This window comes from Candidatus Curculioniphilus buchneri endosymbiont of Curculio glandium (assembly GCF_964275155.1).
Taxonomy (GTDB): Bacteria; Pseudomonadota; Gammaproteobacteria; order Enterobacterales; family Enterobacteriaceae; genus Curculioniphilus; species Curculioniphilus buchneri.
Map to the genome: position 1 here is coordinate 149,325 of NZ_OZ193413.1, position 24,342 is coordinate 173,666.

At 29.3% G+C, this 24,342-nt stretch carries 12 protein-coding genes; 9 read left to right on the forward strand and 3 right to left on the reverse strand.

All coding sequences use genetic code 11. The annotated features are described in order from the left end of the window. Window positions 1–379 precede the first annotated feature (379 nt). Complete coding sequence (coaA, locus tag ACICP0_RS00450) at window positions 380–1,351, forward strand: type I pantothenate kinase (RefSeq protein ID WP_395480223.1); 972 nt, start codon at window positions 380–382, stop codon at window positions 1,349–1,351. A gap of 1,004 nt (window positions 1,352–2,355) precedes the next feature. Here coaA and birA read toward each other — a convergent pair. After that, window positions 2,356–3,327, reverse strand: a complete 972-nt coding sequence (birA, locus tag ACICP0_RS00455) for a bifunctional biotin--[acetyl-CoA-carboxylase] ligase/biotin operon repressor BirA (protein WP_395480006.1) — start codon at window positions 3,325–3,327, stop codon at window positions 2,356–2,358. After that, on the reverse strand, window positions 3,324–4,361 hold the full coding sequence (gene murB, locus ACICP0_RS00460) for a UDP-N-acetylmuramate dehydrogenase (RefSeq protein ID WP_395480007.1): 1,038 nt from the start codon (window positions 4,359–4,361) through the stop codon (window positions 3,324–3,326). Before murB ends, birA begins: the two co-directional genes overlap by 4 nt. A gap of 4,060 nt (window positions 4,362–8,421) precedes the next feature. Here murB and metK point away from each other — a divergent pair. Next, window positions 8,422–9,600 (forward strand): methionine adenosyltransferase, encoded by a 1,179-nt coding sequence (metK, locus tag ACICP0_RS00465; RefSeq protein ID WP_395480008.1) that lies wholly within the window; start codon window positions 8,422–8,424, stop codon window positions 9,598–9,600. Window positions 9,601–10,288: 688 nt separating this feature from the next. On the opposite strand, the gene gpmA is transcribed toward metK, so the two are convergent. Next, entirely contained in the window at window positions 10,289–11,005 is a 717-nt protein-coding gene (gpmA, locus tag ACICP0_RS00470; protein ID WP_395480009.1) for a 2,3-diphosphoglycerate-dependent phosphoglycerate mutase, read from the reverse strand. 497 nt (window positions 11,006–11,502) lie between these two features. Here gpmA and ACICP0_RS00475 point away from each other — a divergent pair, with 497 nt between their 5' ends. From ACICP0_RS00475 to lpdA, 7 genes are all read left to right on the forward strand, one after another. Then, window positions 11,503–12,675 (forward strand): phosphoglycerate kinase, encoded by a 1,173-nt coding sequence (locus ACICP0_RS00475; protein ID WP_395480010.1) that lies wholly within the window; start codon window positions 11,503–11,505, stop codon window positions 12,673–12,675. A 57-nt stretch (window positions 12,676–12,732) separates the two neighbouring features. Next, window positions 12,733–13,809, forward strand: coding sequence for a class II fructose-bisphosphate aldolase (gene fbaA, locus ACICP0_RS00480; RefSeq protein WP_395480011.1), 1,077 nt, complete (start codon window positions 12,733–12,735; stop codon window positions 13,807–13,809). 369 nt (window positions 13,810–14,178) lie between these two features. Beyond that, window positions 14,179–15,060, forward strand: coding sequence for a small-conductance mechanosensitive channel MscS (mscS, locus tag ACICP0_RS00485; RefSeq protein ID WP_395480012.1), 882 nt, complete (start codon window positions 14,179–14,181; stop codon window positions 15,058–15,060). 1,442 nt (window positions 15,061–16,502) lie between these two features. Further along, a complete protein-coding gene (gene ibpA / locus ACICP0_RS00490; RefSeq protein ID WP_395480013.1) occupies window positions 16,503–16,916 on the forward strand; it encodes a small heat shock chaperone IbpA in 414 nt (137 codons plus the stop codon). A gap of 1,789 nt (window positions 16,917–18,705) precedes the next feature. After that, window positions 18,706–21,321 (forward strand): pyruvate dehydrogenase (acetyl-transferring), homodimeric type, encoded by a 2,616-nt coding sequence (aceE, locus tag ACICP0_RS00495; protein WP_395480224.1) that lies wholly within the window; start codon window positions 18,706–18,708, stop codon window positions 21,319–21,321. Between the two features lie 14 nt (window positions 21,322–21,335). Then, on the forward strand, window positions 21,336–22,610 hold the full coding sequence (gene aceF, locus ACICP0_RS00500) for a dihydrolipoyllysine-residue acetyltransferase (RefSeq protein WP_395480014.1): 1,275 nt from the start codon (window positions 21,336–21,338) through the stop codon (window positions 22,608–22,610). Window positions 22,611–22,849: 239 nt separating this feature from the next. Next, the gene (lpdA, locus tag ACICP0_RS00505) at window positions 22,850–24,286 is read left to right on the forward strand and encodes a dihydrolipoyl dehydrogenase (protein ID WP_395480225.1); all 1,437 of its coding nucleotides are present in this window, start codon (window positions 22,850–22,852) and stop codon (window positions 24,284–24,286) included. Window positions 24,287–24,342 lie beyond the last annotated feature (56 nt).

Genomic DNA, 24,342 nt, shown 5'->3' on the forward strand with positions numbered 1-24,342 from the left:
GTTGACGATCACTTATTGTAGGTATAGTGCATGATAAAATGCAACAAAAAAATACAAAATTATACTTTTATATTGTACTCGAACATTTGTTACAAATAATATACCATTTATAATGGATTATTATGTAATTTAAAATTCACTTTTTATCTAATAAAAAATAATTTTAGAAAAATTTCCTGTAATTTTAATATATATAATATATATAGCAATTTAATAAGTCCATCAAATAACAGAGTACATGAAATTTATAACTTTTTTAAAACACACTCATAGTTAATCCTAAATTCATCTACACAATAAAGTGAATTGTGTTTAATTCTTCTTTTCGTTACACTCCAAACTAATGAGAAACAGGATATGTAATGAGCTAATTCACATGATGATTAATGCTATAAATATTCCTTTGACGAAATATCTTCAATTCAATCGAACACAATGGACTATGTTGAAATGTGCTATGCCTATGCCATTGACTTTGACTGCAGAAGAAATCATAAAAATAAAAATGATTAATGAAGATTTTTCTTTTGAAGAAATATCAGAAATTTATCTTCCATTATCGCGTCTACTTAATTTTTATATCAATTCTAATCTATACCGACAGACCATGTTAAATCAATGTTTTGATACAGCATCTCAACGTATTCCCTATATCATAGGAATTGCCGGTAGCGTAGCAGTAGGAAAAAGTACTACAGCTCGTATATTACAAACAATACTTAGTCGATGGCCTGAGCACCGTACAGTAGAATTAGTGACAACAGATAGTTTTTTACACTCTAATAACGTGTTAAAAAAACAAGATTTAATGCAAAAAAAAGGATTTCCAGAATCGTATGATTTTTGCAGCTTAGTCAATTTTATTTCCAAAATGAAATCAGGCGCTTCGAACGTGACCATACCAGTGTATTCTCATCTAAATTATGATATTCTTCCTGAAAGACATAAAGTTATTTCTCAACCTGATATTCTAATCCTAGAAGGATTAAATGTACTACAAATTGGACGAGATTGTAAAAGTGATATTAATCATATCGTTATATGCAACTATAGTGATTTTTCTATTTATCTCGATGCATCAGAAGATTTACTTCAAGATTGGTATATCATGCGATTTCTAAAATGTTGTCGAAATGCATTTCATGATTCTAATTCCTATTTTCATAATTATTCACAACTCTGTGAACAAAAAATTAAAGTTATAGCACAACAGCTATGGAAAAAAATCAATGGTCGAAATTTACATAAAAATATTTTACCTACTCGTGAACGTGCAAGCTTAATCCTTAGCAAAACTACTAGTCATGTAGTAAATACAGTTTGGCTACGTAAACAATTTATTATTTCGTAGATACGAATTTAATACAGAGCCTATTTAGATAATACAAGACTGCGATAATATTAATTATATCTCATACTGTAAATATAACAAAATTTTAATAATATTCTTGCAAGTAAGAGTGTGACCAATAGTTAATGACTTCTATACTTTAAAAGGCAAATTAATCTAGTAAATATTGATGAAAATTGTAAACATTCTCTATTTGAATTTTTAAAGACGTAATTTTCGATTGAAATCGTGATCAATATCTTATATCAATGTAAAAAAGTGCAACATCCAATTGTGTGTATCACAATTTCAACACCTACTATTGATATGGAAAATAAACGAAATTTTAAAAATTATGCAACCTTTAACACAGATGCTATAATTTGGAAAATGTACACGTTTTTAACCTTTTTGTCTAAAAGATACTTTAATTCTGATGGTATTAATAGATCATTAAATGTAGTTTTAATAAAAAAATTGTTTACGTTTTTTAGATTTTAAACATTATTAATGTATTGACATTTAACAGTAAAATTTTAAAAATGTTCGTTTTACATAAGAAAAATTTTGAATACGTATTAAAAATAAGACATATGTATTACAATCATAATATGGATTGGCAATTAATCAATCATGTTTAATTTTCAACTAATATATAGAGCGCAAGAATATTGATAAGCAAGGAAGTTTACTTAAATTGTAGACTTCTGCATGAGCATGATAATGTAACTTCTGCCGAAGATATATTAACTATTAATTTATATTACTATCATAATTTGAAGTTGGAGAATTTCAAAAATATTCTAATCACATTAACTAATTTGTCTTTGTTGATTAGAATCGTACTTATCATTACAATTAATGTTTACAAGCATAACCAGAATCGATGCTATATCAAAATATCATGACTAAGAATTATGATTTACTGAGTTTTTTACGGATATTAATTAGAACTTAATCGAAGTATAATTACTCTAATTTTTTGAAAAATACTATACTGTTCTTATCAAAAAATAGTGTAAGTTTCACAGACTACGTAACGATATTGATCTGGCTAAATAAGCATTAATTTTACTTTGTTGTTCTAATAAGATAGCACCTTGAGAATTAATTCCGCGCGCAATTCCAATTATTTCTAGGTCATTAATAAATAATTTCACTGGTCGGTTAAAAAAATTATCTAGTGCTTGCCAGCGGTGGATAAATTTTTTAAATCCTTCATATTCAAATTGTTGGAGCGCAAGGCGCAATGCATTGATTAATTGTGAAATTAGTGTATTTCGGTTAATGATAATGCCTGTTTCGCTTAACGTTGTCCAATTTGGTCCAATGATATCTATCATAGATTTTTGCATGGTAAGATTAATCCCAACACCAATTACTACATGTGAGACATCATGTGCTTTACCGGATATTTCAACTAAGATTCCACCCAATTTTTTATCATTTACGTAAAGATCGTTAGGCCACTTTAAACGCACATCTTTTGCGCCGAGACGTTGCAATGTTTCTGCTAATACTATACCAACCATGAGACTTAAACAGACAATGTCTTCTGATCTATTTTCTAAACGCCAATAAAAAGATAAACAAATATTTTTACCGAACGGCGATATCCATCGGCGATCATGTTGACCCCTTCCTTGTATTTGATATTCAGCTGTACAAACGTCTCCTGATCGCAGTGAACTAATGCGTTCGAGTAAATATTGATTTGTAGAATCCACTACTGAAAGAACTGTCACTCGACTTTTACTTGGAGATAAGTACGTAAGAATTTTCCTTTTATCTAAACATTGACACTGTGTATCAAGATAATAATCTTTCTTAAATCCATTAAAAATGTTTACACCATCTTTTAATATTTTGACATAGTTATCAATATCTATATGATGTATCTTCCCTTCTAGTACTTTGCACAACTGTTTATTAGAATAAGATTTACCATCATTAGCTAATGTATGAATTAGTTTTAGAAGAATATCACTATCTTTCATGATACAACTCCTTTTGCATCGACTTCACCCAAAGCAGAAATAAAACGCACTTCTGGTTCCAACCAAATGGAAAACTGATCCGCAATTTTTCGACGAATGTAACGTGCTAAGGAAACAATATCGCTTCCATTTGCTTTACCAGTATTAATTAAAATTAATGCTTGTTCATCATGAAGTGCTGCTCCACCAAGCTTATATCCTTTTAATCCACAATGATCGATTAACCAACCTGCTGCTAATTTAACTCTACCATCTAATTGAGGATAATAAGGAACATCAGGATAACGATGTAATAGATCTTTCGCTTCAGACGAATCAATTATAGGATTTTTAAAAAAACTACCAGCATTGCCGACTAAAGTAGGATCAGGTAATTTATTGCGTCGCATCTTGCAAACCATTTCGTAAATTTGTCGAGGCGTAACCTGTTGTGCATTAAAACGAGTTAAATCACCATAATTTAATACTGGTTTCCAGTCTTTAGTAAGACGGAGGCAAACTGAAACAATAACATTGTGTTCACGTAAGTCGTGTTTGAATATGCTTTCACGATAACCAAACTGGCAATCTACTGCACTCAATCTAATTTTTGTGCCAGTTTCCAACTGGATAATATCAACATATTCACATACTTGTTTTAATTCAACACCGTAAGCGCCTATATTCTGAATAGGCGCAGAACCTACGTAACCTGGTATCATAGCTAAGTTTTCTAAACCAGGCATGCGTCGATCGAGGCAAATATTTACAAGATTATGCCAAATTTCTCCTGCATTAACATGTACATACCAAGCTTCTGTGTCTTCACTAATTTTGATTCCATTGATACGATTTAATAAAACAGTACCTAAATAATTTTCTAGAAATAATACGTTACTTCCGCCTCCAAGTACTAAAATTGGTTGGTTTCTTTCTGAAGCTTTCCACCAAAGTTTTAGCAATTCTGATTCAGAATGCGCTGTAACTATACTGCGTGCTCTTACGTCAATAGCAAAAGTATTTAGAAGCTTCAACGCTACACTACTGTTCCTCATCAGGATCCCTTTATAATTATTTAACTTATATTTATTTTTATGGTATTGCTGAATTATATTTCATCATATCAAATTACACCGCACAATTTTCAATATTACCCCGCATAAAAGATGTTATTATTTAAATTTTCAATATAATAAGTAGAAAAATTTCAATAATTCTAAGGTTAGCATAACTACAATGATTAACATGCATCCATAATTTCCATCAATTACAATATCATTGTGATAGATTGTTTAATAAATATTATTTTTGATTAATCATTCATTAAAATATCTCAAAATAAATAGATATCATTTTATGTACACAGAATAGTTTTTTATTTTCTCTAAGACTTAAAAGGTTTAAGAAAGTAAAATTATGAACAGTACTGTATCTTGATAATCTTTAGAAAGAAAATATTTACAACGGACTATATAATGAAATAACACATTAAACACTTTTTAAGTGATACGACGTATTACTAGAAAATTCTTCAATGGTCTTTAATTGTTTCGATTTCTTAGAATAGTGCGTTAAAATTTTTAAATGATCTTATTAATAAGATATATCAGAATAGTACAAATTTTCATTTTGTTACTGAAAATTAAAAGATTATTATTATATAGTATGTAATAGTATTACAAAGAAAAGAACACATATTTTTTATTATCTGTTGACATGTGATTATCAGCAATATTTGCATCTGTAATTAATGATTAATGTGACCGATTAATTATCATATAAAACGCTTTTATTACATCTTTATTTTTATCAAAGAACCATATGTCAATTCATTAGATATGATTGATGGATAAATTAATCCAGTTTTTTTCCACTATCATGTTATTAAATTGGATCTTATATGTATAAAATTATTACGTATGATGAAGTATATCATTATTATTTAAAAGATAAATGTTACTACACATGTACTGATGTTGTAGTAATGGTACAGCTCTTTTACGGACTTCGTTTTTAATGGATTAATAATTAACGATAGCCTTATGCTATTACATAAGGCAATATTTAATAAATTACTTTAATAGCACAGAATACTAATTCTTCAGTGTTTTGTCTTCATTTCGATCCATTTATTTAAATACTGGTTTAAATAAAATAATGTAACACTGAATAATAAATTATTATTGTTAATTTCAAATTAATTTAAACACACAATGTTTCTTAATTAATTTTAATAAAGATTAAGCATCTTTTTACTAAAATAAAACTACTAATTCTGTCAGAATGTATTACCCTGATGACGAACATAGTGTGTAGAAATCACACTATTGAATATAAACTTAAAAGTTATTTATTTAAGTTATCTATTATTAGACTACTTTTCTTCATTTTAGAAAAGCTGTAATATTGAAGTTTTTTAATATTTAATAATCTAAATTACATACCTTAGAATATTTTCCATACATTCCCGCTAAATATTTAATTGATGCTATGTTAACCTCTTCTAGGCTGATTACATCAGTGTTGATTTACTATTGTAAATTAAGATATATTCAGTACTTTATCCTGATGTAAAATGTCATATGATTGATAATCAATGGTTTTATTTTTAAATGCTTTTTATGCATTTTGAATTATATGCAATACAAAAAAGATAATATATTTAACAAACCAACTGGTATTTTATTCAAAGTAGCCTCGAAGTAAATATTGTACTTATCTAAAATTAGATATTCATATTACATGATGCATTGCAATGTAAAACATTAGATAAAAATCATTCGTAGTGTAATAGTTTAAATATTATCTATAAGTAATCTTATCTAAGCTAATGTTAATCCCATTAATATGTCCTTAATATTGTATTATATTTTAATGTACAGAAGATTGATTGCAATTTTAAATTTGAAAAGGCTATCATTTTTGATAGAAGAAATATCTTTGTCTGTGGTTTCGTTCGATATATTAATTATTATTAATAAGACTTATTCCAATATTGGTTAAGTAAAATACTGTACTTTAAATAAAGTGGCAATTTTTTCCGAAAAAAAGGTTTAAAATTTAAGATAATTTTAATAAAATTATTAAGCAAACATATTACTTAGAGAGTAATTTTACTAAATTGAATGATTTAAACAAATATACGTATATATTATAATGAATTTCATACAAATCTTCATTTTAAATTATATAATTAATATTTTTTACCGATGAATTTGTTAATTAAAAATTTAAATATAATAAGAGATACATAGCCTAATCAGAATTTTTTGGTAAAACACATGATATATTTTAATACATTGTATATATGTTTAAAGCGGTTTTCGATATATATAAGCAACATGATATAAATTATGTATTCAAAACCTACATATTAAAGTGATGTGACTGTATCATAATAATGAATATCAAGATTTTAGCTTGAAATCTTTTATGAAAAATAAAATATTACGAATACATATTTTTAAAAAATATATATGACATATATAATTATGTATGCCAACTTTAAAAATTAATCATCAGTTACGAGATTAAATATGATTTGATCTGATGATATCTAATTAATATGTTGTATTGTTTTAAATTAAACACTAGTTCTACATGTTCATATATCTATTTAGCTGTTTAGAAGAGTAACTTAATTTGTCTAATGTCTAAAAAATCGTCAAAACATCAAGACTAACTACTTAAATTTTATTTCAAATTTATCGTTATAAACAAACGTAAAATATTACTTCGTACATAAATTGCATTCTTTTAAAACTTTAATATAAATATATCGTATTCATTAACGTGATACTCCAAAATTTTTGGAGTAAGAATACAAAAATATCAGTATAAAATGTAAAAAAGTTATTACTAAAATAATATCAGTCTCACTATATCTAAAGCTAATAGTAACTACATATATTGCACTATTGTTTAAATGAAATTATTATATACCGCTTCGTTGGTATATTAACTTACCATAATCTATGTATCCAAAAATTATTTTTATCTGAAAGATAAATTGAATATATATCAAAAATCACGAATGCATTGAATTTGAAAATAATGATTCAAATAGTAAACTTAATTTGTATTCATAAAATATTAATATATATTTTTATATAGGCACTATCTTAATAGTGGCACTATCTTAATTAAAATATATAATTTAATTAATCAAAAAAATGGCTAATCTAGTATAACCTAATAACATTCTTATAAAAAAATTCACATTCCTATGCATTTATCAAATGTACATTAATCATAAGTATTTCATTTTACATTCATGCATATGCGTATTTAAATTAATTTAGAATTTTTAAAAAAATTATTGCTAACTAATAATAGAAAATTCGATGATTTAGTTTTACTAAATCAAAATTATATTTTTTTAAAATGAATCTTCTAATCAACTAAAAATTATAAATATATTTAAATGCTCATTTTGAACAAATCTACTTTTTGTAATAAGAGTAATATAAAGTGTTGTATAAATTTTTAAAATAGAAAATTTAAATAAGACATAAAATAGTAATGCAATATAAATAACTAATCTACTAATTATTTACCATCAATACGATAACCAAATCTCATTTGAGATGAATCAATTTAATTCATGAAATGCTTAATATGAAGTAATACATAAAACCTATGGAATAGGTACCATATTAAGATAAAAAAGACAATGAATCGAAATTATATTTCGTCACGTTATAATGAAAAGTAGCTATCCATGTTATTTAAAAAATACTTGTTGTGGCATTAATACTAGTATGTTACTAAACTTTTTATTCTTTTGTTTCATTTTCTATATATTGTACTTTACATGAATAACTATACTAGTTAGTTAGAATTAAAATATAGATACAACAATATAAATTCTCCAGTACTAACATCATAAACATTTTGTAATATGAATACTTTTTTACAAAATCAAATATAAACAATTAAAAAATGCTTTAATAACTATTAAAAATATATCTTTGTATTGTTATTTGACTTTTTTAGTGCTAGTCTCTTATTAACATAACGTATTCAAGTTAATTCAAGTTATATGTTATTTTAAATGTCCTATTTTAAAACTATTCAATCATTTTAATAAAAATCGTATTCAATACTAGAAAAAACATGACTAGACGTATATTTACATCTGAATCTGTTTCAGAAGGTCATCCTGATAAAATTGCAGATCAAATTTCAGATGCCGTGTTAGATGCTATTTTGTCTCAGGATCTTAAGGCACGTGTTGCTTGTGAAACTTATGTAAAAACAGGAATGGTCATAGTAGGCGGCGAAATTACTACCAGCGCTTGGGTAAATATTGATGCATTAACACGTAATACTATTCGTGAAATTGGTTATGTCCATTCTGACATGGGTTTTGATGCTGATTCTTGCGCAGTCCTAAGTACTATAGGAAAACAATCTCCAGATATTAATCAAGGTGTAGATCGAATAAATCCGACAGAACAAGGAGCAGGTGATCAAGGTATCATTTTTGGCTATGCAACTAATGAAACTGATGTGTTAATGCCTGCACCAATAATCTATGCCCATCGTTTAGTCGCACGTCAATCTAAAGTCCGTAAGGATGGTACTTTGCCGTGGTTACGTCCTGACGCTAAAAGCCAAGTTACTTTTTCCTATGATAACGATGAGATCATAGGTATCGATGCTGTTATACTATCTACGCAACATGCAGAAGATATTTCGTTACCTCAATTAAAAGAAGCAGTAATGGAAGAAATTATAAAGCCAACTTTACCCAAAGCATGGCTTTCTAAAAAAACAAAATATTTTATTAATCCTACTGGTCGATTCGTTATCGGTGGCCCAATGGGTGATTGCGGATTAACCGGTCGTAAGATTATTGTTGATACCTATGGTGGTATGGCTCGACATGGCGGAGGGGCTTTTTCTGGTAAAGATCCATCCAAAGTTGATCGATCAGCTGCTTATGCAGCACGTTATATAGCTAAAAATATTGTTGCTGCTGGTTTAGCTGATCGTTGTGAGATCCAAATTGCCTATGCCATAGGCATAGCAGAACCGATTTCTACCATGATAGAGACTTTTGGTACCGAGAAAATATTGATCGATAAGTTAATGGTTTTAATAAGTGAATTTTTTAACCTTTGTCCTTATGGACTCATTACCATGATGGATCTACTGCAACCAATCTACCGTGAAACATCTGTCTACGGACATTTTGGCCGTGAGCATTTTCCATGGGAAAAAATTAGTAAGGCTCATTTATTACGTGAAGCTGCTGGGATGCATAATAGAAACATAAAAAGCCATAAATAAACATAAATAAAATTGAGTTTGTTGTTGATAATATATCGCAGCAGTGCTGCAATAATGTATTATATTCCATAATGCATAGAATAAAAAATTCACATTTTACTAGTTTTAAATTTATTGATAAACACATTTGATTTATTTAAAACGAATCCAATCAGGCAACCAATCAAGCAACAAGTAGATATGACAATATGCTCTGCATATTGTCATGTAATAAAATTACACCCGTTGTGTAATAATATACCTATATATAAATTAATAAAAGTTTAATTATGTATAATGCATGTATCTCATTGACTTATTGGAAGATCGTCATGTAATTGGATATTGAAAATAATATCGTATAAATCTAAAAAATATATAAAACTAGCTAGATACGGATTAAATAAATCTAATAAGTCTTAATTATGTTATTTAGATGAAATTAACTTAATAAAGTAAATGAAATTTATGTACTAAAATATGGAATCAATGCAGTTAGTATTATTACTTGATAATAATATGTGAAAATTTTCACCTTTCGTATTAATTTTAAATATTAATAATGGATATTATTCACAGTACATTGGTAAATAAGAAAAATGATATTCATCAAGAAACAATTAATCAAGATGTTACTATAAGCTTTGTTAAAACAAAACATAATAAAATTATGCTTGTAGTGCTAGAATTTAATTCTTAATAATATTTATCAGAGAGTAACTCTGGTAGAATTACCAAGATAATAGTGCGCAATCGGCTGCATCTTATCATTAAATTCATATACCAACGGTATACCAGTTGGAATGTTTATTTCTAAGATTTCTTCTTCACTTAAAGCATCAAGAAATTTTACCATAGATCGAATGGAATTACCATGGGCAATGACAATAACTCGTTCACCGTTTACTATACGAGGAAATATTATTTTATTCCAATAGGGAAGGACACGCTTCATAGTTAAGGCTAAGCTTTCTGTGGTTGGTAATTCTTGAGGATTTAAATGAGCGTAGCGGGCATCATAACCTGGAAAACGTTTGTCATCTTGAGTTAAGGGTGGAGGAGTTTTAGAAAAGCTGCGACGCCATTGTTTTACTTGTTCGTCACCATATTTTTTGGCTACTTCAGATTTCTTTAATCCCTGAAGAGCACCATAGTGACGTTCATTTAAACGCCAAGATTTTTCTATCGGTAACCAAATTTGATCAAGTTCATCCAAAACGTTCCAAGCAGTGCGGATAGCACGTTTAAGTACTGACGTGTAAGAAACATCAAATAGATATCCTTCTTTTTTAAGTAAACAACCTGCTTGCCTTGCTTCTGCACAACCTTTATCAGATAAATCTATATCAGTCCAACCAGTAAAACGATTTTCATGATTCCATTGGCTTTCACCGTGACGCATTATAACTAGTTTAATTACAGTCATAATTTATCCTTTTTAAAACTCTTTGAATATTATTATAGCCGATCGTCAGTATAGCGCTTCTTTATATCAAGAAACAATCAATTGTTCATTTTAAAAAAGTAAAGATATACAATTGTTGTCATATGTAATGCATATAGTTGATTAATATTTTAATGCACTATTATATCTATAATAGTTTGATATCAATATCAATTACATTAATATGGTTATATACCTTTACTTTATTTGATTAAAAAAATCTAAGTATAATTTAATAATTTAATGCTATGATTGATTTCAAAAAACAAGTGATATTTTTACCATCATGTATATAGATAATCATTTCTGATGATAGTTGATATGTATAAGTTTGTGCCATGATACATGGTGTTTTTTAACTTTATTTTATACCTACTCACGGTGAAATCAATAAATTTTCACAATCATAACTAATTTGCTAAAAATACATTTTTTTGCTTTTTACAAAATGAAAAATCATAAAATAAGAGGATTTTCCTATGTCATTCATTAAAATGACTGATTTGAATTTATCAGGGAAACGTGTCTTTATTCGTTCCGATCTTAATGTCCCGATCGTAGATGGTAAAATTACTTCTAATGCGCGAATTCACGCTTCTTTACCTACAATTCAGATTGCATTAAAACAAAAAGCACGAGTCATGGTAACTTCACATCTTGGGCGTCCAACTGAAGGGGTATACAACGATGAATTTTCATTAAAACCAATTGTAGATTATCTGAAAAAAAAGTTACCTAATCCAATTCGATTAGCCAAATATTATTTAGATGGTGTAGATGTTTCTGATGGTGAACTGGTAGTGTTAGAAAATGTACGTTTTAATAAAGGCGAAAAACAAGATGATGAAATACTAGCTCAAAAATATGCCGCTTTATGCGATATATTTGTGATGGATGCATTCGGTACATCACATCGTGCTCAAGCTTCAACTCACAATATAGGTAATTTTACTCCTATTGCTTGCGCAGGTCTATTATTATGCAAAGAATTAGAAATATTAAGCAACGTACTTCATAATCCAGTCCGTCCCATGGTTGCCATTATTGGTGGTTCAAAAGTTTCCACTAAGTGGAAAGTGTTAAATGCACTATCTAAGATTGCCGACACCCTTATTTTAGGGGGAGGTATCGCCAATACCTTTATTGCGGCACAAGGAAATAATGTTGGTCAATCTTTATATGAAAATGATTTAATTCCAAAAATTAATCATTTATTAAAAAGAAATAATATTCCTATACCAACTCATGTACGTGTCGCTACTGAATTTTCTCCCACTGCAACTGCCACACAAAAATTAGTACAAAATATTCAAGATAATGAACAAATTCTTGATTTAGGTGATAACTTTATCATTAGCTTGGTTAAAATTTTAAAAAGGGCTAAAACTATTTTATGGAATGGTCCAGTTGGTGTATTCGAATTTACTAATTTTCGTCAAGGAACTGCAGTGTTAGCTCGTACTATTTCAGAAAGTAGTGCTCTTTCAATTGCTGGTGGTGGAGATACCTTAGCCGCTATCGATATGTTTGGACTTTCCGATAAAATCTCTTATATCTCTACCGGTGGAGGTGCTTTTCTTGAATTTGCTGCAGGTAACATATTACCAGTTATGACCATGTTGGAGAAACATGAAAAACGGTACAATATTTAGTTAATAGACGCATTTCATAAGTCTATATAACGATCTACAAAAAGGATACAACATAATATGTCTAAACTTTTAAAGTTTGTTAAAGCAGGTGTTGCTGTCGGTGATGATGTCCAAACGATTTTTTCTATTGCAAAAGAAAATAATTTCGCCTTACCTGCCGTCAACTGTGTAGGAACTGATTCTATCAACGCTGCATTAGAAACTGCAGCCAAAGTACGCGCACCAATTATCATACAATTTTCTCATGGTGGATCTGAATTTATTGCAGGGAAGGGTTTAAGAACTAAAGGTCAAATAGCCTCAGTGCTTGGTGCCATTTCTGGGGCATTACATGTTCATAATGTAGCAAAACATTATGGTATTCCTGTCATTTTGCATACGGACCATTGTTCTAAAAAATTTCAACCGTGGATTGATGGATTACTAGATGCCGAAGAAGAATATTTTTCTTCTACTGGTAAGATTTTGTTTTCTTCTCATATGATCGATTTGTCTGCAGAACCCTTAGAAGAAAATATTAAAGTTAGTTCTGATTATTTAACACGCATGGCAAAATTAAACATGACACTAGAAATTGAGTTGGGTTGTACTGGTGGAGAAGAAGATGGAGTAGATAATCAAAATCTAAGTAATTCTGCATTATATACTCAGCCAGAAGATGTAGCTTATGCCTATGAAAAACTTAATGCGATTAGTCCACGTTTTATCATCGCAGCATCTTTTGGTAATGTTCACGGTGTATATCAGTCTGGTAATGTAAAATTAATTCCAAAAATTCTCGATAGCTCTCAGAAATATGTATCTGAACAATTCACCTTGCCAAAAAAATCATTGAACTTAGTTTTTCATGGCGGCTCTGGCTCTGCTCTAGAAGAAATTAAAGAGGCTATCAACTACGGAGTTGTTAAAATAAATATTGATACAGATATCCAATGGGCAACTTGGGAAGGAATTTTAACATATTACAAAAAAAACAAAAATTATTTACATACCCAATTAGGAAATCCAGAAGGTGCTAATATGCCTAATAAAAAGTTTTATGATCCCCGTGCTTGGATACGAGCCAATCAAATCTCAATAATAGCGCGTTTAGAACAAGATTTTCAGAAATTAAATGCTATCAACGTACTTTAATATAGTACTTGAATATTAGTTATTGTTACTAACGTTCATATCTTTGGCATAAGTGTTAATTAAATTCTTAATATGACTATTATAACGGGCCAATTTTTGTCATAAAATAATGTTATTACTTGTTTTAGGTAGGCAAAATTATGTTAATTTAAGACAGAGTCTTATTACACATCAATATAGTAGCTATAGATCTCATTGTTTAAAATAATCTTTTTATGTTTATTACAATGTGGATAAACTATATAAATTTCATCAATATGCATATTGATATGTATGTAATATCAACTATAAGTAACATGAACTCAACTATTTACTATTATTGTCAGATCGAGCAATCTTCGTACTATATTTATTAAAGTGATATCTCAAATGGAACCTATATATGCTATTAATAAAATGCATTTAGCTAGCAGCTGGATACTAAATAATCAAGACTTACTGATTCAATATGTTATAAATATTGTTGCTGCTATCCTAATTGTATTGATCGGTATTATGGTCTCTAGAGGGATTGACCGTGTTCTGAACAGAATGATGAAAGCACGGTATGTAGATGCAACAATCTCTGATTTTATATCATCAATAGTGTATTATGGTATTTTAATCTTTACTTTTGTCGCTGCTCTTAATCAAGTAGGAGTCCAAACTGCTTCGGTTATTGCTGTTATTGGTGCTGCTGGTTTAGCTATCGGTCTTGCTCTGCAAGGATTTCTTGCAAATTTTTCAGCGGGTGTTTTATTAGTAATATTCCGTCATTTTCATGCTGGTGATTATGTAGATTTTAGTGGCACATCCGGAACTGTATTAGTAGTGCATATTTTTTCTACTACACTAAAGACGTATGATGGAAAAATTATAGTGGTGCCTAATAGCAAAATTTTATCTGGAAACATCACTAACTTTTCTCAAGAACCGAACAGCTTAATCAATACTACTATTAGTGTGAGCTATAACGCTGATATCGAACAAGTAAAGAAATTAATCACTGATGTTATGATCGCTGATAATCGGATCATTCAAAAAATGGGAATTACTGTACGTTTAAACGCATTATGTTCATCTTCGATGGATTTTATTGTACGTGCTTGGGTACCGCGTAGCGAAAAACAACAAGTTATCTTTGATTTATTGGAAAAAGTTAAAGTAGTGTTAGATCAAAACAATATCGGCATGTCGCATCAACAGATGGACGTTCATTATTATCATTCGATACATACACCTTATCTTCCAAAAGAAAACAAAGAAAAATAAATGCTATAATTCTACTATGAAAACTTTTCGTAAAAAAAAGGAAACAAGCTAGAAAATCAATCAACTTTTCCCGTATGTTTGTAATGAAGAATAACACTAAAACTTATAGATCTTTAGATCTACAATCTAGTACAAATAGACCACATTGACCATTCACTAAATATTATTCATTGCATAACATTCAATAATTTCTCTTGCACTCATCATTAAATAGTTATATTTAACAATCAATACTTAATACTTTGTATTTCATACTATTGTTTTATTGATATTTTATATACGCATATACTATATTATGATAGTAGGTTATATAGTTTAAAAAGACAGCCGTAGTATATAGGAAAAATTTAGTTTTTTTATGTTCCTTCAAATCATGTATGCAATGCATTTCACTACTATAAATATAGTTATATAATTGACATTGTATTTTTTTCATAGGCATCACTCAATAGTTAACTTTATTGATAATTTTATTGTGTATTTGTAAATTGAATTAATGTGTATTTATGTACGATAAAATCATCTTAAATAACATATAACTTTAGCAGTTATATTATTTTATACATTAACTTCAATAAAATTATTATCATATCTACATTCCTAATTCTATGTAACATAACATATTGAGAGTTAGTTCTAAGAATAGAATGAGCTTAAAGAAACCGTGCTATTACATAAAATACGGTTATCAAAAAATGTATGTTTGATATATCATTTAATATAAATATTAATTTGATGAAATATACTGCATCGTATAATATCATGTAAGTATAATGTACGGCATAATGATTGAAATGATTATATTTTAACTACACATTAGTTTAATCTATCATAATTTATGATATTATCATCTAGTTTTCAGTTTCATTTTTTTAAAAAATTTAGATATCAGGAATAAATAATAACAACATGCTCCAATGTAAAAAAAGAACATATCGAAGATTTTTGTAAAAATTGACGGTTTATTGTCATTAATTTTACACATAAATGTAAAATATTTGCGTATATTATTGATCTTGAGTAGGTAAATGTGAACTTAAAAATTAAGATCATTACATATTTTATGGTCGTATATGTTGTCAAATTTTCTTATGTAGGATAAGAACTAAATGATCTATGTCTTTAATAAGAAATAAGATAGATTGATAAAGTTAATATTAATCACGCTTGAAAAAAGTTTTTAAAAACATAAATACTATGATAATATTAATATATATTATTTGGAATAAAGATGTTAAAATTTGATCCGTGACACATAGATGAAAGTTGACATCAGTTTCGATTTAAGTCTTAATATTTACCTTGTTTATAAAATCAAAAGAATTGATTTATGTACTAAATATCACGTAATGTGAAATGGATGTATCATAAGATGTTTTAGTAATTAAAATATTCAACAGGGGATTTATTTATATTTTATTAATTTTAGAGGTGCTAAAGATATGAGTAATTTTGATTTTTCACCATTATATCGTTCAGCTATTGGATTTGATCGCTTAGTTCGGCTATTAGAAACTAATCAAGGCCAAGTTAATGGTAGTTATCCATCTTATAATGTTGAATTAGTTAGTGAAAATAAGTACCGTATTTCCATTTCAGTGGCTGGTTTTTCAGAAAATGAATTGGAAATTACTGCTCATGATAATCTCTTGATAGTAAAAGGTAAACATATCAATGAAAAAAGAGAGCGAAATTATTTATACCAAGGTATTACTGAACGTAATTTTGAACGAAAATTTCAATTAGCTGAATATATTCAAATTAAAGATGTGCATTTAGAAAATGGGCTGTTATCTATTAATTTGGAACGTATTGTTCCAGAAACATTAAAACCACGACGTATAGAAATTAAATAGTACGTGCATACCGATATTGATATATTAAAATTAGCAATTAAAGTAAGATGGCATTTGTTTTAAATAGGAGTGGCCAACGGACATAGTAATAATTTTCTCCATCGCTTCGGTAATGGATTGATTTTCATAAATTACTAAAAATAATATTTTGAATAGTTAAGATCAATCATACTTGCATTGTTCTTACTTTTTGAAACTCAACCGATAGATTGTCTATTACATTGTAATAGCTCTTATCGAGTCATCAAAAACATACCGAAGTTTATGGAAAGTTATATATTTTTTACATTAAGAATGACATGTAGATAATTTTATTAGCGACATGCATGGTAATTAAAACTCTAATTTGTTTAATTATTAAACTTTTTAACATTAAATTAAGTCGTCGATTATCTGCGTAACAATTATAATAAGTTTTTTCTATTTACATCATATTACATCATATTTTCACGTCGAAATAATAAGGTTATAAAGTATAGCTTATGCATTCTTATGCATATAGTAATGTTGTAATAGAGGGCAAGTCATTTTACAGAGTATTACCGGACTATGGTTGGATTGTATACTAAGATTTTTACTTCGATCAAACAAGAAAGTTTAACGTTTAGAAAAGTACTCTACATTAGAATTTTAATGATTATTTGTTAATAATGTTTTAGTGTTTTAAAAGACTCGATTTCTAATCATCTTATTATTTTATTGAATTTTCAATTTTTTAAAATTCAAATTAAAATAATTCTTGGAACACATCTAATTATTTTTTTATCGTTTCAATTAAAATAATTAAAATAGTTTCAGTGAATGAATTGGATCCTATGTTTGATATTCTCAAGATTTTTAATAAACTATCTCATTTATCGTGTTATCTAATTTACATAAGAAGTAAAGACAGGGATAAAAATTCTTGATAAATCGTATTTTATCCTTTTCATTTCTGAAAATTTGACTCATTAATAATGTTTTACTTAAACAATGTTTGTCAATTTTAATCAAAGTACTAATAATAAACTACCTTTTATTAACCATTGTATTTCTTAGTTTAGGACGTTACATTATTATCTTGTCTCTAATATTATAATAGTTACATTCAATAAATGCCATATTTTTATTCTGATGATGACTTGATGCTTCACTATCACTATTATTCTTCAATGGATTTATATTTAATATGAAATGCAATATTGTCTTTATAGCAAGCAGGATAGTTTCAATATTAAAAGAGATACAAATTTTTTAAAAAAAGCAATAATTTTATGTAGTAATGAATAATACTGTTTAGGTAATTAAATTATCATAATTAAAATAGTTTACAATGTAGTTTTATGATTTTTATAATTTTTAAAATGTACACAATCAATATTGAGAATATATATAATACGTATCTTACATAATTTTTTATATCAAATAATACTTCAATCAAGTATCTCAGTACTGAGATTAATAAACAAAATTATATTTGTCCACATAAGTATATGAAATTCAATTTCAATGTAAAGTTGATAGTAGAAATATCGCATGGAATTTTATCTTACAGTGTAACGAATAAGCACAATCATATTGCTACATTTAAAAATGTAAAATTTTAATTTTCTACAATGCTTCTTCGCTTAGTAGAAAAAATAATAGATAAAATTCCTTTTGATTTAATTGCAATAATGGACTGTAGAAAATTAAGCTTTAATTGAATTAATAAAAAATAAATTAAGATCGATCAAGATAGATATAGAAAGGAAACATCATTGTGTCAAAATCTTTGTACGACGTGGATCCAAACGAAACACGCGATTGGATGCAAGCGATTGAATCAGTCGTTCGTGAAGAGGGTATTGAACGTGCACAATTTCTGATAGATCAGGTAGTTAAAGTGGCTCAAAGTTGGGGCATTAAGATAACTGATAACAATTTTGAAAATGATTATATCAATACGATTTCAATAGAAGAAGAGCCCGAATATCCAGGTAATCTAGACATAGAACGACGTATTCGTTCAGCTATACGCTGGAATTCAATCATGATTGTACTATATGCATCGAAAAAAGGTTTGGAGCTGGGCGGACATATTTCATCTTTTCAGTCTTCCGCTACAATATATGAAGTTTGTTTCAATCATTTTTTTAGAGCACATAATGATAAAGATGGTGGCGATTTAGTATATTTCCAAGGACATATTTCACCCGGTATTTATTCCCGAGCTTTCCTTGAAGATCGATTGACCGAAGATCAAATGAATAACTTTCGTCAAGAAGTATACGGAAATGGATTATCGTCTTATCCTCATCCGAAACTAATGCCAGAATTTTGGCAATTCCCAACAGTCTCTATGGGTTTAGGCCCAATTAGTGCTATTTATCAAGCAAAATTTTTGAAATATCTCAACCATCGTTCTCTAAAAGATACTAGTAATCAAACTGTTTATGCTTTCTTAGGTGATGGTGAAATGGATGAACCGGAATCCAAGGGTGCTATCACAATAGCAGCTCGTGAAAAGCTAGACAATCTTGTGTTTATCATTAATTGTAACTTACAACGTTTAGATGGCCCTGTTATCGGTAATGGAAAAATCATAAATGAACTAACAGGCATATTCAGAGGCGCTGGGTGGGAAGTGATCAAAGTTATCTGGGGCAGTCGCTGGGATAAGCTGCTTTGTAAAGATACTAGTGGAAAACTGATTCAGTTAATGAATGAAACTGTCGATGGAGACTATCAGACTTTCAAATCAAAGAATGGTGCTTATGTTCGAAAACATTTTTTTGGAAAATATCCGGAAACTGCTAAATTAGTGCAAGATATGAGTGATGAAGAAATTTGGATGCTCAATCGAGGCGGACATGATCCAAAAAAAATTTATGCTGCTTTAAAAAAAGCAAAAAAAATTATTGGAAAACCTACGGTAATTTTAGCACATACAATTAAAGGTTATGGTATGGGCATAATTGCGGAAGGAATGAATATTGCACATCAAGTGAAAAAAATAAACACAGAAGGTATTCGTTATTTTCGCGATCGTTTTAATCTTAAAACTATTACCGATGATAAAATTGCATCGTTGCCCTACATTAAATTTGATAAAAATTCTGAAGAACATACCTATTTGCACGCACGTCGAAAAGCATTATTTGGCTATCTACCCAACCGTTTAAAAGATTTTTCAAATCCGATGATACTACCTATTTTAGAAGATTTTTCATCATTGTTTGAAGCACAGAAAAAAGAAAGTTCTACCACTATCGCTTTTGTACGCGTATTTAACTTAATATTAAAAAATAATACGATTAAAAATCGTCTGGTTCCAATTATTGCTGATGAAGCTCGTACTTTTGGTATGGAAGGTCTTTTTCGTAAGATAGGTATTTACAGTCCGAATGGACAACAGTATACCCCACAAGACCATGAACTAATGGCTTATTATCGTGAAAATAAAAATGGTCAAATTCTACAAGAAGGTATTAATGAATTAGGTGCTTTTGCATCTTGGCTTGCAGCTGCAACTTCTTATAGTACAAATGATTTTCCAATGATTCCATTCTATATATACTATTCTATGTTTGGTTTTCAACGAATTGGTGATTTATGCTGGGCAGCTGGTGATCAACAAGCTCGTGGTTTTCTAATAGGCGGCACTTCAGGGCGCACTACTTTAAATGGAGAAGGGTTACAACATGAAGATGGTCATAGTCACATTCAATCATTGACTATTCCGAACTGCATCTCCTATGATCCAGCGTATGCCTATGAAGTAGCAATTATCATACACGATGGACTGCATCGAATGTACGGTAATAATCCAAGCAATATTTATTACTATATAACCACTGTAAACGAAAACTATTACATGCCTGCCATGCCAAAAAATGTGGAGAATGGTATTCGAAAGGGAATTTATAAGTTAGAAACCTTAAATGGTTGTCAAGGTACAGTACAATTGATGGGTTCCGGTGCAATTTTACGTCATGTACGTAAAGCAGCACACATTCTTGTTCAAGAGTATGAAGTAGGTTCTGATGTCTATAGTGTAACATCATTTACAGAACTAGCGCGTGATGGCCAAGATTGTGAACGCTGGAACATGTTACATCCACAAGAAAAACCACGAGTACCATATGTGACCACTATATTAAATAACGCACCAGCAGTAGCAGCCACTGATTATATGAAGTTATTTGCTGAACAGATCCGTGGTTACATTCCAGCGAAAGCATTTCGAGTATTAGGAACTGATGGTTTTGGTTGTTCTGATAGTCGCGAAAATCTTCGCCACCATTTTGAAGTTGATTCAAATTTTATAGTAGTGGCAGCATTAGACGTATTAGCTAAATGTGGCGATATCAGTTTTGATGTGGTGGAAAAAGCCATTAAAAAATTTGGTATCGATTCTTACAAAATAAACCCACGTTTAGCATAAGGAACAAAGTATATATGGCTATTAAAATTAATGTACCGGACATTGGTACAGATGAAGTAGAGGTTACTGAAATATTAGTAAATGTTGGTGATCAACTCGAAGCTGAACAGTCACTAATTACCGTAGAAGGTGATAAGACTACGATGGAAATACCGACACCGGTTCCTGGTATTATAAAAGAAATTAAAATTAACATTGGAGATAAAATTAATACAGGTTCTTTAATTGTAATGTTAGAAGAAACTAGTGAAATGTTAACATCGCAGTCAGAAAAAGATAATAAAAACACTCTAATTTTGTTAAATCGAAAAGATCAAACTACATATATTCAAAATACTGCTATTCAAGATATTGCACATCAGTGTAGTCATGCTACTCCTGTTATTCGTCGGTTAGCACGTAAATTCTGCATTAATTTAAATAATCTTAAAGGTACTGGACGTAAAGGACGTATTTTACGAGAGGATATTCACGATTATATTAGAAAAGCTATTAAACTTTCAGAAACATTTTCTACTGAACATATTAACCAAAAAGAATTACAGCGACCAGTACTACCATGGCCTAAAATAGATTTTAGTAAATTTGGAGATACCGAAGAGATAACATTAGATAGAATTAGAAAACTATCTGGTGCTAACTTATACAGAAATTGGATAAGTATACCGCATGTAACTCAATTTGAAGAAGCTGATATTACTGAAATTGAATCATTTCGAAACAAAAAAAATGCCGAGATAGTAAAAAAGAAGCTAAATATAAAAATTACATTTTTGATATTCATTATGAAAGCTGTTGCTAAGGCATTAAAAGAGCTACCAAGGTTTAATAGCTCTCTATCCGAAGATGGGCAGATTTTAATACTTAAGAAATACATTAATATTGGAATAGCAATCGATACTAAAAATGGTCTAGTTGTACCAGTGTTCCGCGATATAAATCAGAAGGGTATCATTGAACTATCATACGAATTAGCGAAAATTTCAAAGAAAGCCCGAGAAGGTAAACTTACTTCATTAGATATGCAAGGTGGTTGCTTTACTATTTCTAGCTTAGGAGGTATTGGCGGAATAGCTTTTACGCCTATCATCAATGCGCCAGAAGTGGCTATACTTGGTATATCAAAGGCTGCTATGAAACCAGTATGGAATGGCAAGAAATTTATTTCTCGACTAATGTTACCATTGTCTCTTTCTTATGATCATCGAGTGATTGATGGTGCTGATGGTGCACGATTTATTACTTTTATCAGTCATGTAATTTCTGATATCCGTCATTTAATAATGTAGTATCCAAAATTAACAATCATTTTCTTAAATACTATATATACTATGTGGTATAACTACAGCAAAAAATAAATCACTAAAATTAGTAATATGGATTGAAGGTTCGCTATATTAATTATTATATTGCAGTTTATTTGCATTTATGTAAACTGTTCAGTATTGAGCAATAGTCAAAATAGATAGCAAAAGTGCGTAAATATTTATAGATTAATGTTGGACTTATTAGTAGTGACTAAAGGATTATTATGAGCATTGAAATAAAATCTCAAGTTTTAGTACTTGGATCTGGACCAGGGGGATATTCTTCAGCTTTTCGTTGTGCAGATTTAGGTTTGAAAACAGTCTTGGTAGAACGTTATGCATCTCTTGGTGGAGTTTGTTTAAATGTCGGCTGTATTCCTTCTAAAGCTTTATTGCATATTGCTAAAACAATTACAGATGCTAAGGAAATGAAAAAAAATGGCATCGTGTCTGGTGAATTAAAAATTGATATTAATAATGTGCGAATGTGGAAGGAACAATTAATATATAAGTTAACAACTGGCTTAAGTAAAATGGCTAAAGCACGTAAAATAAACGTATTGACAGGCTACGGAAAATTTACTAGTGCTCATACAATAGACGTAGAAAACAAACATGGTGATAGTATAAGAATCATATTCGATAATGCAATTATCGCCTCTGGATCTTGTCCAATTCAATTACCATTTATTCCCTACGAAGATTCACGAGTATGGAACTCCACTAATTCGCTAGATTTAAATTCAGTGCCAAATAGGTTATTGATTATAGGCGGTGGTATTATTGGACTTGAAATGGCGACTATTTACCATGCTTTAGGATCAAAAATTGATGTCGTCGAAATGTGTGATCAACTTATTCCAGCTGCTGATCAGGATGTGGTAAAATTTTTTGAAAAATATGTTCGAGACTATTTTAATCTTATGCTACACACTAAAGTTTCTATGATAAAAACTAGAGAAGATGGCCTTCATGTAACTATGGAAAATACACAGGATGATTCTTGTACAAATCAGTGTTATGACGCTGTACTTGTAGCTATTGGTCGTACTCCAAATACGAAACTGTTGAATCTTGAACAAGCAGGAATACAAGTAGACAATCTCGGCTTCATTAGTGTTGATAAGCAAATGCGTACTAATATATCGCATATTTATGCTGTTGGCGATATTGTTGGTCAACCGATGCTAGCTCACAAAGGTATGTATGAAGGCCATTTGGTCGCAGAAGTAATAGCAGGTAATAAATATTATTATGATTCTAAAATCATTCCATGCATAGCATATACTGACCCAGAAGTAGCATGGGTTGGTTTGACCGAAAAAGAAGCTACAAAAACTAAAATTAACTTTGAAGTAGCTACTTTTCCCTGGGAAGCTTCTGGCCGTGCCGTAGCATCAAATTGCTCATATGGTATGACAAAGTTAATTTTTAACAAAGAAACACATCAAATAATCGGTGGTGCGATAGTTGGTAGTCATGGAGGTGAACTTATAGGTGAAATCGGTTTAGCTATAGAAATGGGTTGTGATGTAGGAGACATTTCTCTTACTATGCATGCTCATCCGACTTTACATGAGTCAATAAATTTAGCTGCAAAAATTTATGAAGGCACGATTACCGACTTGTTAAATATTAAGGCAAAGAAGAAACAATAATTTTTTTACATAAAACTTACTAATGAAAATATTATTTTAATGAACTACATCTTCAT

What these genes read in the sequence shown, in the direction of transcription:
- coaA (WP_395480223.1), top strand. Translation starts at nt 380, where the DNA reads ATGATTAATGCTATAAATATTCCTTTGACGAAATATCTTCAATTCAAT.
- birA (WP_395480006.1), bottom strand. Translation starts at nt 3,327, where the DNA reads ATGAAAGATAGTGATATTCTTCTAAAACTAATTCATACATTAGCTAAT.
- murB (WP_395480007.1), bottom strand. Translation starts at nt 4,361, where the DNA reads ATGAGGAACAGTAGTGTAGCGTTGAAGCTTCTAAATACTTTTGCTATT.
- metK (WP_395480008.1), top strand. Translation starts at nt 8,422, where the DNA reads ATGACTAGACGTATATTTACATCTGAATCTGTTTCAGAAGGTCATCCT.
- gpmA (WP_395480009.1), bottom strand. Translation starts at nt 11,005, where the DNA reads ATGACTGTAATTAAACTAGTTATAATGCGTCACGGTGAAAGCCAATGG.
- ACICP0_RS00475 (WP_395480010.1), top strand. Translation starts at nt 11,503, where the DNA reads ATGTCATTCATTAAAATGACTGATTTGAATTTATCAGGGAAACGTGTC.
- fbaA (WP_395480011.1), top strand. Translation starts at nt 12,733, where the DNA reads ATGTCTAAACTTTTAAAGTTTGTTAAAGCAGGTGTTGCTGTCGGTGAT.
- mscS (WP_395480012.1), top strand. Translation starts at nt 14,179, where the DNA reads ATGGAACCTATATATGCTATTAATAAAATGCATTTAGCTAGCAGCTGG.
- ibpA (WP_395480013.1), top strand. Translation starts at nt 16,503, where the DNA reads ATGAGTAATTTTGATTTTTCACCATTATATCGTTCAGCTATTGGATTT.
- aceE (WP_395480224.1), top strand. Translation starts at nt 18,706, where the DNA reads ATGCAAGCGATTGAATCAGTCGTTCGTGAAGAGGGTATTGAACGTGCA.
- aceF (WP_395480014.1), top strand. Translation starts at nt 21,336, where the DNA reads ATGGCTATTAAAATTAATGTACCGGACATTGGTACAGATGAAGTAGAG.